Origin of the sequence: Staphylococcus succinus, assembly GCF_029024945.1 — a bacterium.
Taxonomy (GTDB): Bacteria; Bacillota; Bacilli; order Staphylococcales; family Staphylococcaceae; genus Staphylococcus; species Staphylococcus succinus.
This window is the reverse complement of record NZ_CP118976.1, coordinates 413,133-426,557: the sequence shown is the minus strand read 5'-3', so window position 1 is coordinate 426,557 and position 13,425 is coordinate 413,133. Positions and strand designations below refer to the sequence as shown.

The 13,425-nt window shown below is 31.8% G+C and carries 14 protein-coding genes; 1 reads left to right on the top strand and 13 read right to left on the bottom strand.

All coding sequences use genetic code 11. The annotated features are described in order from the left end of the window. Positions 1-159: 159 nt before the first annotated feature. The 8 genes from tarL to pgsB all read right to left on the bottom strand — a co-directional run bounded on the left by tarL (position 160) and on the right by pgsB (position 8,499). On the bottom strand, positions 160-1,848 hold the full coding sequence (gene tarL, locus PYW31_RS01850) for a teichoic acid ribitol-phosphate polymerase TarL (protein ID WP_046835933.1): 1,689 nt from the start codon (positions 1,846-1,848) through the stop codon (positions 160-162). Between the two features lie 106 nt (positions 1,849-1,954). Then, the gene (locus PYW31_RS01845) at positions 1,955-2,983 is read right to left on the bottom strand and encodes an alcohol dehydrogenase catalytic domain-containing protein (protein ID WP_046835934.1); all 1,029 of its coding nucleotides are present in this window, start codon (positions 2,981-2,983) and stop codon (positions 1,955-1,957) included. Continuing rightward, positions 2,976-3,692 carry a D-ribitol-5-phosphate cytidylyltransferase gene (locus tag PYW31_RS01840; protein ID WP_046835935.1) on the bottom strand — a complete coding sequence of 239 codons (717 nt, stop codon included), beginning with the start codon at positions 3,690-3,692 and terminating at the stop codon, positions 2,976-2,978. Before PYW31_RS01840 ends, PYW31_RS01845 begins: the two co-directional genes overlap by 8 nt. A gap of 367 nt (positions 3,693-4,059) precedes the next feature. Beyond that, entirely contained in the window at positions 4,060-5,652 is a 1,593-nt protein-coding gene (locus PYW31_RS01835; protein WP_046835936.1) for a gamma-glutamyltransferase, read from the bottom strand. A gap of 2 nt (positions 5,653-5,654) precedes the next feature. Then, positions 5,655-5,813 carry a hypothetical protein gene (locus PYW31_RS01830; RefSeq protein WP_167693335.1) on the bottom strand — a complete coding sequence of 53 codons (159 nt, stop codon included), beginning with the start codon at positions 5,811-5,813 and terminating at the stop codon, positions 5,655-5,657. Then, positions 5,803-6,873, bottom strand: a complete 1,071-nt coding sequence (locus tag PYW31_RS01825) for a CapA family protein (protein ID WP_046835937.1) — start codon at positions 6,871-6,873, stop codon at positions 5,803-5,805. The genes PYW31_RS01830 and PYW31_RS01825 overlap by 11 nt, the downstream gene beginning before the upstream one ends. 14 nt (positions 6,874-6,887) lie before the next feature. Next, a complete protein-coding gene (gene pgsC, locus PYW31_RS01820) occupies positions 6,888-7,340 on the bottom strand; it encodes a poly-gamma-glutamate biosynthesis protein PgsC (protein ID WP_046835938.1) in 453 nt (150 codons plus the stop codon). Between the two features lies 1 nt (position 7,341). Continuing rightward, positions 7,342-8,499 (bottom strand): poly-gamma-glutamate synthase PgsB, encoded by a 1,158-nt coding sequence (gene pgsB / locus PYW31_RS01815; protein WP_046835939.1) that lies wholly within the window; start codon positions 8,497-8,499, stop codon positions 7,342-7,344. A gap of 441 nt (positions 8,500-8,940) precedes the next feature. On the opposite strand from pgsB, the gene PYW31_RS01810 reads away from it, so the two are divergent. Further along, positions 8,941-9,255, top strand: coding sequence for a hypothetical protein (locus PYW31_RS01810; protein WP_046835940.1), 315 nt, complete (start codon positions 8,941-8,943; stop codon positions 9,253-9,255). 228 nt (positions 9,256-9,483) lie between these two features. Here PYW31_RS01810 and PYW31_RS01805 read toward each other — a convergent pair whose 3' ends face one another. From PYW31_RS01805 to PYW31_RS01785, 5 genes are all read right to left on the bottom strand, one after another. After that, positions 9,484-10,461, bottom strand: coding sequence for an alpha/beta hydrolase fold domain-containing protein (locus PYW31_RS01805; protein WP_046835941.1), 978 nt, complete (start codon positions 10,459-10,461; stop codon positions 9,484-9,486). Positions 10,462-10,548: 87 nt separating this feature from the next. Then, a complete protein-coding gene (locus PYW31_RS01800) occupies positions 10,549-11,067 on the bottom strand; it encodes a GNAT family N-acetyltransferase (protein ID WP_046835942.1) in 519 nt (172 codons plus the stop codon). A 250-nt stretch (positions 11,068-11,317) separates the two neighbouring features. After that, positions 11,318-11,650 (bottom strand): thioredoxin family protein, encoded by a 333-nt coding sequence (locus PYW31_RS01795; protein ID WP_046835943.1) that lies wholly within the window; start codon positions 11,648-11,650, stop codon positions 11,318-11,320. Between the two features lie 223 nt (positions 11,651-11,873). After that, positions 11,874-12,857 carry a D-cysteine desulfhydrase family protein gene (locus PYW31_RS01790; protein WP_046835944.1) on the bottom strand — a complete coding sequence of 328 codons (984 nt, stop codon included), beginning with the start codon at positions 12,855-12,857 and terminating at the stop codon, positions 11,874-11,876. Positions 12,858-12,871: 14 nt separating this feature from the next. Then, positions 12,872-13,393 (bottom strand): VOC family protein, encoded by a 522-nt coding sequence (locus PYW31_RS01785; protein ID WP_046835945.1) that lies wholly within the window; start codon positions 13,391-13,393, stop codon positions 12,872-12,874. Positions 13,394-13,425 lie beyond the last annotated feature (32 nt).

Below are 13,425 nucleotides of genomic sequence, written 5' to 3'. Positions count from 1 at the left end.
TCAATAAAGATATTAAAAAATCAGTCGCTTGTTAGTTAACAATCCTACTTTATGGATTTCTTAACAATAGTGCTGTTCAATCTTCATATACTTAGAGTTTATATTTTCCTTTGCACTTCACTCACAAAATTTAACCTTATATTTAGCTTATAGATATTCTTAACTTCCGAATAAATGTCTTACCAAACGTTCACTAGAGCGTCCATCTTGATATTTAAAGTGTTTATCTAAGAAGGGCTCTACTTTCTCTAGTTCATAATCTTCGTTGTCTAATGACGTAATTAAATTATCGAATGATTGAACAATCTTTCCTGGAACGAAAGTCTCATATGGTTCATAAAAGTCCCGAGAAGTAATGTAGTCTTCTAAATCAAACGCATAAAATAGCATAGGGCGTTTGAAAACTGCAAATTCGTATACCAAGGAAGAATAATCACTGATTAAAATGTCTGTAATAAACAAGATATCGTTTACTTCTCTCATATCTGATACATCTACAAAGTATTGTTCATATTCTCTAGGAATTCTTAATCTATTTTTAACAAATGGATGCATTTTAAATAATACGACTGCATTATTTTCACGACAATAACGCGCAAATCTTGCAAAATCAATTTTAAAAAATGGATAGTGTGCAGTATGATGACCATTACCTCTAAATGTAGGCGCAAAAAGCACTACTTTTTTTCCTTTAATAATAGGTAATACTTCTTCCATTTCTGCAACTATTTGTTGCTCATAGTTTTTGTCAAATAACGTATCTGTTCTAGGTACACCAGTTGGAATAATATTTTGTTCTTTTATCCCAAAAGCCTCCCCATAAAATGGAATATCTGTTTCTGATGACACAAAGGCTTTTGTGTAATTTCTATGATTAACAGAGTTGAAAAATGGACCGCCCTTTTTACCTGCACGGCTGTATCCAACAGTTTTAAATGCACCTACAGCATGCCAAACTTGAATGATTTCTTGGCTTTTCCTAAAATTCACAGTATAAAGTAATGGGTGAAAATCATCTACAAATATATAATCAGCTTTACCTAGTAAATATGGGAATTTAAATTTATCAATAAAGTTTCTTCTCGCAGAAATATTAGATTTAAATAAACAATGAATTTTGTATTTTTCGTCTAAATTTTGTCTTAACATTTCATTATATACATACTCAAAATTCCCAGATATATCGGCTCTTGAATCAGAAGTAAACAAGACCGTATTCCCTTTTTTCAAATGGAAAAATTTTGTTGTATTAAAAATGAATTTAAACATTGTATTTCGTACATTAAAAGAATATTGATTATATTTTAATTTTAACTCTTTCATCTTTTCTTTGACTGGATTCATTTTAGGTACAGGCACTTTAAAATTAATATTTAATACAAATTCATTTACTTCACTCGAAATCATTGGTCTAACGGTATATTCTGTTGTCTTTGAGTTGCCACCTTTTTTGAATGTCCACTTATAGCAATTTAATAGATAATTGTTTTTACCATTTTCTGTTTCCTGGTTTTCATATGCTTCTAATTGTTCCTCTGTTAACTCATATTCATTTGCATCTAATAATCGTTCATTAATATTTCCAATGTAATCGTAGTCACCTTTATAAATTAACAAATATTCTCCTGATGGAAGGTAGTTTCCATTATCAAGAATTGCTACATTAAAGCGTGCTTTAAATTTATTACCATTTATCTGTACATTATTGGCAAGTAGCTCCTTTGTCTCAGTTAAATTTCGTAATATAAAATTGTGCTTATTCATTATGATGTCATCTACATGACCTTCAATAAATAATTGAATACGTTCCCAGTAGATATTATCAATTATTATTTTAGATTTACCCAATTTAACAAATCCTCTCTAATTGCGTTATGAAGTTTATCTTTCATCTTAATTGTGTAGATTCAAGCGAATGAGTATGATTGCTGAATCGAGAAAGTATATGTGCTAATTACATAATCCATTTAATTACCGTTTTTCCCCATGATGTTGATAAATCTTCTTCAAAAGCTTTCACAGCATCATTAATGTTCTTAACTTCAAACTCATTTCCTTTTAATAAGGCTAACTTTTCAACAACATCAGGATGATTTTTATATAAATTAGCAATATCTTTAAAGTCTTGCACACCACTTCTACTACTACCAAATAGCGTTAATCCTTTTTCTAATACTAAACGCGTATTTACTTCTACAGGATATTCATTTACGCCTAATAAGCTAATCGTCCCTTCTGGAGAAATCAAATCGATGATCTGGTTAATGGCTGATTGACTACCTTTTCCACCTACACATTCAAAACCATGATCAAACGTTACACCTTCAGGTACATCATGTATATGAAAGACCTTTTCTACAAATGAAAAATGACTTAGTTTATAATCTGTTTTACCAAATACGTAAATTTTAGCGTTTGGATAAACTGTGTGAAGTAAGATAGCAGTTATATATCCTAAATTCCCATCTCCCCAAACTGCAAAACTATTCTTATAAGCAATAGATTTACGTTCAAAGCGTTGTATTGCATGCCAACTCACTGTTACTAATTCAGAATAGGCAATCGTACTTAAATCTTCTATACCCTCATCTATTTCAACTACTCTATCATGATTCATAAAAACATAATCTTGCATAAATCCATCATAACCGCTAGACCTAAATTTGCTACTTGCTAAATAGTTCTCAGCAATCACTTCATCTTCTTCTACGGGTGTATTTGGAACCATAAGTACTCTTGTACCTGGATGATATATCCCTTTATTGTCATAAACTACTTCTCCTACACCCTCATGAATTAATGACATAGGTAGCTTTTGTTCTAAAACTTTATGATTTCTACTTCCTGTATAATACCTTTGGTCCGCTGCACAAATAGATAAATACAAAGGGCGTACAATGACTTTATCACTTTTTATATCTTCGTTATTGTACGTTACTTCAAATTGTCTGGGCGATACAAGTTGATATACTTGATTAATCACGCGACATCCCACCTTTTATGATTGAGTTAGCAACTTTAAGATCATAAGGGGTCGTAATTTTAATATTGTATAATTCTCCCATGACAATTTTCACAGGTTTACCTGCCACTACCAGTATCTTACAAGCATCCGTCAATATTTTCTTATTCTCATTTGATAACTCATTGTAAGTATGTTTTAACAATTGAATATTAAATGATTGAGGGGTTTGCCCTTGATACATTTCACTTCTTACAGGGATAGATTGAATGGATTCCCCATCATCCGAAGTAATAATGGTATCTGTAGCTGGTATCACGGTATCAACCGCACCATGTTGAATCACAGTTTCTATATTTTCTTTGATGATACGTCGCGTTAAAAACGGACGTACTGCATCATGCGTTATAATTACATCTTCTTCATTGACTCCATTTTCTACTTCAACTGCATGAATGATGTTCATAATCGTTTCATTGCGGTCGGAACCACCTTGTACAACTTCAATTCTGTCGTCAGTAATATTATGTTTACGTAAAGTATCTTTTGTATGTGAAATCCATTTTTGAGGTGTTGCAATAAAAATTTTATCAAATTCACTTGTAAGTAAGAATTTTTCAACTGTATGAATAAGTATCGGCTTGCCATCTAAATCTAAGAATTGTTTAGGTAAAGGAACGTTTCCCATTCTCGAACCAATACCTCCAGCTAATATACCAGCATATATCATATATTTTCCTCCTAAATATCCGGTTCATTCATAGTTATTATTATTGTAAAATTTATTGAATTTCTCTATATGAATACTTAAAAAAATACCTCCCACCAATAGTGTACAAAGTTAATATTTAAGTATAATATTACCAATTTTCAAATTTCTTTTCTAGTTATATCCATATTGCCTCAAGTTAATCATTGTCATACTTATATTATTTTCTATATTATTTGAACTTCAGTTCACATTACCTGAAGTTTACTCTCTAAATGCAAAAAGCCAGTAGACATCCTGCAATAGGATATCCACTTGCTTTTATGTTTTATTTAAGCCTTTCCTTATCGTAGTTTATAGGATATCTAATCATCTTATATCAACTTGATTATCTATTACCTACATCGTGACCAATTTCTACTGTCTTATCATTTCGATTATATAATGCAGCTTGAACACTTCCAAAGTTAGGGTCATTACGTTTCTCTTCAACTTGGAAACCTAAACTCTTGAAAATATCAATATCTTGCTTGTTCGTCGCATTTTCATAGAAAATTTTGCCATAATCATTATAGAAGCGTGGCTTATCAATAGATTCTTGTAGTGTACCGTTACCTCTCAAATAATCTATAAGCACTTCGTTAATCGTGGTTGGTATTTTATTACCACCTGGTGTACCAATGCCCATATAATAATCCGGTCCAACTACTATACTTGGCGCTGTAAATGACCTAGGCTCTTTATGTTTACCAGCATAATTCGGACTCGCAGGGTTCGAAGAAAAGTTTGATAAAGAGTTGTTCATATAAAAGCCCTCTTTCATAAACTTACCTGTTCCAAAGAAGCTAGATAACGTATTTGTAGTGCTTGTTAACTTACCGTCTTTATCAATAACAACGAAATGTGTCGTACTCGTATTATCAACATTTGTCGTATTAAAATTACTATTAAAGTTAATTTCATTCAACTTGCCTAATAAATAGTCTTGCGATAAGTATTCATCATAATCTTCATCCTGACCATTTACGATATCTCTATTTCTGTACATCAGTGCTCTTGATTTCAATATGCCAGTTATGTAATCTAAGCGATTATCTGGGGCAGCTTGATTATCAGTTGCTTCATCAATTTTTAATCCTTGTAGCATTAATGTGCCACCTAATGGATTAGACGCAGAATATACTTTATTATTTAAGTAATCTGTACTCACAGGTTCTTTTTTCTCTGATTTATAACTCTTAAAATCTTTTTCTGTCAATTTATCATCAAGTTGTTTAGAAATACTCTTACCAACTTTGTCATAAAAATAATCAGGACCTTTATCTCTAATCCCTCTTAATGTTTCAGCTAATTCTGGTTGTTTTATAACATCTCCCTCTCTTTTGGTTTGTTTACCATCAAAGAAAGGAGAATCTCTATCAACATCAGAACCATAAAGCTTCAAACTACGTTCTAATTCAGAATCGACTTCAAATCCATCTTCAGCAAGAGGGATAACGTAATTCATAATTTTCTTTTCATCCATCTTTCCTGCTTCTTTATGGGCATCATGCAGACCACGCACAAATCCTGGGGTACCTGTTTGATCTTTATTTTTAAAATTAAAAGAAGATATATCTTTATATTGCCATTGCTTCGGCGCAACATTAGGTTGACCGTCGTAAGATAACATGGCACCACCACCACCTAAACCAGATGAGTGTGGTTCTGTTATAGCAAGCGCATAGGACACACCCATGGAGGCATCAACTGCATTACCACCGTCTTTCAATATTTTTTCGCCCACACGTGTTGCTATGGGGTTATTTGAAGCAACACCGTAATTTTTGTCTGATGTATCTTGATCATGATCAGCAATTTTATTCTCATATAAATCATCTTTATCATAGTTATCTTTTTTGGTTGCCATAAAAAACAGGATAGAAATGATTATAGTTAGGAGTAATATTACGATGAGCGTTTTTCGATTATAAATACTCATAACTAAGCTCCTTTAGACAAATATTGATGATGAGATGATTTAAGTTCATTTAGCTCATATGGATCAAGTCCTTCATTCGCTTTAGCGAATATAATTAATAGAAAAATGACTAATACTACTGCAATGACTGTAATACTTACCCAATGTTCTTTAATGTTCATATATGTACCCTCCATTCTCTTTTTTAAGCTTCACGCTTTTACTTTGAATATTATTTAGCATTTTAATTTCTTCTACTTTATTAGGGCGTGCTTCAGTAATTTTTCCTGCTTGTGATTTAATTGGTGTAACCATAAATTGCGATTGCTTTCCATTCCAATTTTGTTGCACTGCCAATCCTTGTTTATTCTTAGATAGAAATCCTTCTGATGTAACATTACCCAAACTATAAAAGATGCTTGTTCCTTTATATTTCTCTATTTTTTGAACTACTGTGTTATGTCCAATAATTACATCAGCACCAGCATCTGAAAGTGCATGTGCATATTGTCTTTGCCTCGTTGTAACTGCTCGTTCATCGGTAATACCCCAGTCTACGTTGACGACGACATAATCATTATTTTCTTTAAGTTTTTTTATTAAAGGAATAAAAATATTGGGTTCTAAACTTACTGAGGTTGTATTTTTTATTGGATCTGTATAATCGGATTCAACATCAGTAAATGAAACATTAGCGATTTTTTTCCCTTTAACAGTTTGTTGCACTGTTTTACTATTTATCGGGTTAGAACCATTTCCAGTTAAATAATTATAGCCCGCTTGTGCTTCCACAGCTTTGCTAAAATCTCTAGCTGTTATATTATCTGTAACTTGGTTAACAATATTCAAACTTTTAACGTTTAATTCCTTTAAAAACATTACATTCTCTAAGTTATTGTTAATATTCGTTTTTTTATCATTTGAAAACTCGGAAAGTTTTAAACTTGCTGTTGAATAATCACTTCCTTTTAAAATATCTTTAATAGCACCAAATGATTCATTGATATTATTTTTTCGGATATGGTTATTTAACTCCACATTGCCTAAATAAGTCATCCTTATGTCACCTTGACTTTTACTCATAGCTTTAACGGGGACTATCTTTTCTGAGTTCATAGCAAATACTATAAGTACAATAGCTATTATTAGAATGATACTGGTGTATATGGAGTTGCGCTTTTTATGGCGTTTCGTCCATTTTAATACACGCTCATCTATAGAAAATCGTTTAGAATTCTTCATATTTATGCTCCTTACTAATTGATAAAGCTATATAAGAATAAGATGACGTAAGTGATACATGTTAGCAGCATACATGTAGATAAAGTGATAATGACACCTTGTTTTTGTATCGTATTAGCTATGATTCCTGGAATAACAACACCTATACCAGACATTTCAACCATTTCAAACGGGGTTATAGGATAGAGCAAATCGAATACAAATTTTAATACCATACCCGTTAGTATCATTGCTGCAAATTTCCTGCGCCCGTATAAAATTACGAAACGACTGATGCCATGATTTACTATAAAATATGTAATACAACTAATAATTAGCACGGATAATAACATTATTGGTTGGTCAAATATAAGTGCTAAGTATCCTGGTACAACTAAACCTGCTGGGCTGATACCAAATTTTTCGGCAAAGATTAAACTGAGCACAATGCCTACAAATAATGAAAAATATAACTCTGAACCTATCATATTATTTGATCCCTTCTATATATTGCGCTATTTGTTTACCTGGACCGTGTATATTACCTACACAGAAAATCAGGGCATTTTCAGATTCCTTGTACAACGCATCTTCAACTTGTTTCATATCTTTACCTTCAAAGTTTAGATATTTTTTGTGTTTCTGACCCTTCATTGCGTCAGTGACCATTTGGGTACTTTTACCAGTACAAATTAAAGTGTCAAATTCAACTTCTGTTATAAAGTTCTCAACAAATTGTCTCGTTCGATCCACTCTGTCATCACGACAATTTAATACGATAACAACTTTTCGGTATGGATAATTGTAACTTTCCACTTTATTTAATATCGCTTTTGTTGACTGAGGTTCATTCGCTGCAAATGCATTTACATAAACGTTTGTAGTTTGGTTTGCATTAAAGTATTTAACTTCAACGGCACCTACATCTGGTGGCGCATTGAGCATGCCTCTTAAAGCAGTATCTCGATCAATACCTAATGCTTCTGCTACACCCATAGCAATTGCTACGTTATCTGGGAACACAATGTAACCAAACTTTCTTAAATAAGATTCAGGCACCTCTTCTTTATCTACTACTATAAGTTTTGTTTTACGTCTTTTAGCTACTTTGGCAAAAAAGTCTGTGTAATCATCTTTCATAACTACAAGATGTCCTTTATAAGGAATTGTAGCTGTAAATGCTTCTGCAACTTCTTTCAATGTAGGACCTAAGACATCCATATGATCTTCCATTACGTTAACAATAACGCCAATGTTTGCTTTAACTAAATCTCGTTGGAAGGTAATTTGATAATCTGGATTAACTGCCATACATTCGTTCACAAGTGCATTACCCTTTTGCTTCACAACCTTGCGAATAATGTCACGTTGTTCTCCGATATTAGCACCTTGTGGTTTCCTATAAACTGGATATTCTCTAGGTGTAAACCAATACAGTAAACGTGCATCAGTCCCTGTTGTTTTACCTATTACTCGGTATTTATCTTCACGTAAAATACTATAAATTAATCTTGTTATAGTAGATTTACCTCTAATACCATTAATATTGATGCGTATTGGGATTTTTTCCAATCTGTTGGAATGCCTTTGTTTCTCAACAATGCCCAACCAAAGAATTAACCCTACACATATTATGATCAGTAGCAAATTTTGTCCCTCTTTTCATCAGCGTAGTTAAAGTTTTATGAAATTTTAAGATAGGTCAATCATATGGGGTCATACAATACGTAAAGCTTATGTATTGTTCTCATACTGCTTAATCATTTCCTACCATTCATTACAGATATGCTATCATGCTGTTATTGATTTAGTTTTAACTGTTTAAAGGGGTTGTTAATAATTTGTAAATAAAGATTTACATTTAGTGTAATATTAAACTTAAGACTTTTGAAAACACTTATATGACGGCGTTTTATGGAAATTAAAAAATATCTTTATTTTAATAAAAAAATAAAAATAATAGTTACTACTCTAGCAATAAATTGTAATAAACAAATATGCAAAATTTACTACATCTTTACATGATATTAAAATTTAAATGTTAAGTTATATGTGAAAGTACTAATAGAGCTATTTAGGAGGCAGTTTATGAGTAGACCTGTAAAACTAACCGTTTCAATTTACCTTGTCATTGTATCCGTATTAACTTGTAGCTATTTAATCTTGATTTTAATCGGTAGCATGCAAGGAAATGACATGAAAAATTCGGTTTTAGATACTGATAATTCTAAACGTGTTGAAAACGTGGATCATATCAATAACACTTCTAAACAAACTACAACAGAAACGAATAGCGTGCCTAATGATTCACAATCAAGTTTGATAAAACAAATATCATCTTTTAACTCAATTCAATCTCATACAAGAGCTTTAGATAATCCATCTTCTGAAAACCTTGTATGATTTTTTATTTTTAAGTATCTATAATTACTTTTACATCTAAGTTCTATTCACCTTAATCTTGCTAATGATTTTTATTGTAAACAACGGCTATCTCATTTCAAAAATAAAAGCAACAATAACAAAATAAGCACATCTCAACAAAGGTAGTTGAAATGTGCTTATTTTTTATTTATATACACTTTATAATAGTGTAACCATTTAGAAAACGATATGACTCATCCTATATTATTAGTCTACTTTAATAATCTGCTTTAATTTCAATAGTACTTGTTGACGTTCTGGAATCGGAAACACTTGATAAATGTGAAATAAATTATATCCTGGCAAAAATTCATGCACAATATTTTGTTTATTAAGCAAATCAGATAATTTCACTGCATCTGGATATAATGTTTCTTTTGTGCCTACAGAAATGGTTATATGCCCTAAATCTGTTAAATCACCATTGATGGGTGATATTTTCCAATTATCTAATGGTAGATCTCCTGCCCATAATTTCAAGAAATATTTACTTCCTTCAATACCTAGCATAGGATCAATACGCTCATATTCTTGTGCTTCTGGATTACTAAAAGTTGCATCTAATACGGGGGATAATAGGACAATATGTTGCGGTTGGCTTAATCCTTTGTATTTTAATAACTGTGCAAAGGACAAAGCAATTTGTCCACCTGCTGAATCTCCCATAATGGTTAATTGCTTCCCAGGTTGTATCGTTTCACTTAACTCATCATATATTTCTACTAGCAAATCAAATGTATCTTGATATGTAGCATGAGGTACTTTGGGATAAATAGGCATGATGACTTTAGCACCAAAATGATTCGCCAGCATATCAATATATGCAAAATGGTGGTCTAATGGATTTTGAAACCATGCACCTCCATGTAAATACAAAATAACAGCTTGTTGATTTTGAGATTTATCATTCACAACATATGTAGTTACATTTTGATAAAAAGTCTTTTCTACATTATTTTGAAATTGATACTGTGTTCCTTGATATAAACCTTTTGTATCTTGTTCAACTCCATTTAATGCACGTTGTGCACCTTCTACAGTTAAAAATGCACGTTTCACTCTATTCACTCTTAGCATCATTTCACATAAAAAACTTTTGTAACTACGTTTTTCTTTTATCTTGATGTATAAATATGATGTTGTTAGTAACGCACTTGTTAATGCTATCATTTTCTTTACAACCATAATCTACCTCCTCATGTTATATTCATTTTATATGAGATAGAATAATGATTTCAGCAAAAAACACTTATCTCTAACAATAAACGTAAATTACCATAAATTATCAGATTTTGTTATATTCATTTCATTTAACATCATTGCCATATATAATTCATCATAGAAATGCTCATTCATATAAATAGACTCACGTTTAATACCTTCAATTTTAAATCCTAACTTTTCATAGAATTTTATAGCTGGTGTATTGTAAGTAATCACCGTTAACTCTAAACGTCTTAACCCCTTACGTTGCGCCCATTTAATCGTTTCTTCAAACATTTTAGTCGCCAATCCTTGCTGTTGAAGTTCTTCCACTAATCCTATGCTAATGTAACCAATGTGTTTCAATTTATATAAAGTACTCATATGTACAGACAAATAACCCATGATTTTATTATCTTCTGTTTTGACACCTATATAAAACTGATATCTAAGATGCTCAACTAATTTATCTTTATTGAATGTGCGTTCTTCTGGAAGATAGAGCATATACTGTGCTTCTTGATCTATCTGCTTCATACAGTCATAAAGTGCTTCCGCTTCATTAGGACATATTCTTTCTACGCGCATGATCATCACCTTCATCCAATTGATTAATACCATCATACATTATTATATATAAATAAGATACTTATTATTCAATTTTGCACACTTTTATTTCTAACTACATAAATTGGGTGCGTAAACATCATGTTTATAGCGCAAATTAAAAACGTCTTCTCAAGTTTTCACTCTCAAAGACGTTTATCGTATTATCTCCATATCAATTTCATTTCAAATAAGATTTATTTATCTTTCACATTTATAACTTATGTCTCATTCATGAATAGTCACCATTATAAGTCAACAACTCCAATTGATGCTCAAATTGTTGCATATCAATAAAACGACCTTGTCTATGCATTTCTTTTCCTTTTAAATAGATCAAGTCTACTGGCGCCGTATATATAGATAACTCACTTGCAATTGCTTCTAAATGACTCTGGTTAATCACACCTAATGCCACTTGCGGGAAATCGTTCACAAGACCTTCGATTTGTGGTAATATTGCCCGACATACACTACACCTATCTCTCATCACATGTATTACAGCAAGATCATGACTTACTATAAAATCATGAAAATCTTCAATCGTAACCAAATCTTGTTTCATTGGTGAACACCACCCTTACTGCGTAAATTGTATTCTATTATGAAACATTGTTCCGTGAAGAATCAAAGGATTCACGCTCAATATCAAACAATATAACGTCAAATACACCTATTATTAACTATACTGTAATGGAGTAATGCTATATAAAACTGACTATTTAATATAAAATAAGCATACATGTAAATCGGTAATATCGCGAATATATTCAATTCTTACTTAGTTATTATACTGCATCTGAAATATCAGGTAATAGTTGTTTTATACGCTCTCTCATTTCTTGAGTATAACCATAAATTCCACCTGTATGAATAAATAAGATTGCTTGTTGGTCATCATAGTTCCCTTGTTTTATTTCTTGAACTAATCCACTAAACGCTTTGCCGGTATATATAGGATCCAAAATAATCCCTTCCGTTTTAGCAATATTAATATAGAATTGTAGTTCTTCATCTGTCGCTTGACCATATCCAAGTCCTACATAGTTATCATTGATATGTAATGTATTAAAAGATAGTATATTTTGATCTAACTGTTTCACAATCTCTTTTACTTTTTGTTCAAAGTCCTCTGTGCTTTGATCTACAGCATACCCTATAATCTTAGTTGCCAAGTTGTTACTTGCATTACCGTACCAAAGTCCTGCATATGTGCCACCAGAACCTACAGCTAAATTAATAGAATCGAATTTAATGCCTAATTCAGCTTCTTGCTCAATAATTTCTTCATAAGCATTAACATAGCCATGCGTGCCAATCCAATCTGATGCGCCTACTGGAATAAGAAATGGTGTCTTTCCTTCTTGCTCAAGCTTGCTATATAATATATTCATCGCTTCTTCTCTAGATTCACTCGGTTTAATGATATGGATATGAGCACCTAACATCGCCTCTAAAAATAAATTACCTTCATATTCCGTATTTGTTCCTCTCAATACAAGATGACATTCTATATTAAATTGCGCGCAAAGTGCAGCGGTTGCTCGTGCATGATTCGAAGTGATTGCCCCAGTAGTAATCACAGTGTCATAACCATGATCTAAGACATATTGTATTGTATACTCTAATTTCCGTACTTTATTTCCAGATATTTCTGTCCCAGTGAAATCATCCCTTTTGATATATATATCTTTACCAAGCGTTTGGCTTAAATGCTCTAACTTATGTATAGGTGTGTTTAAATTGGCAATATTTAATTTACGTTGTAACATCTTTAATTGCTCCTTTATTTTTCAGGTATGAATACTTCAGCTTCACTATCTTCTGGATAATAATAGCCATTCGGTATGGTTTGTAATTCTATCAAACTTCCCCATGGTGCACGTACATATACAGTTTTATTGTCTTTAGTATCTTCATATTTTGTATTTGCATGCGGTTCAGAAATAGGGACACCTCCTGCTAATTTTATACGTTTAAACGCATAATCAAAATTATCTACATAAAATGACAAATGTGTGTAGCCTATATCTTGTAATGATTCTGGATTTCTTTGGTTCGCTTCTTTAAATTCAAACAACTCTATATTAGGCCCATGGTTAAATACCAACATACGCTTTTTTATAATTTTCGCTCCTTTTTCTATTCCTAATACCTGTTCTACAAATCTACCTTCACGTGGAGGATTAGCTGTTGTTTGACTATCATACGCAATTCTCCCACCTAAAGCTTCTTTAAAAAATAAAGTTGCTGCTTCAATATTGGGAACAGTTAAACCAATATGGTTAATTCCTCTAGTCGTGTTCATGAGTTACCACCCTTCTCATATGTTCACTAAAT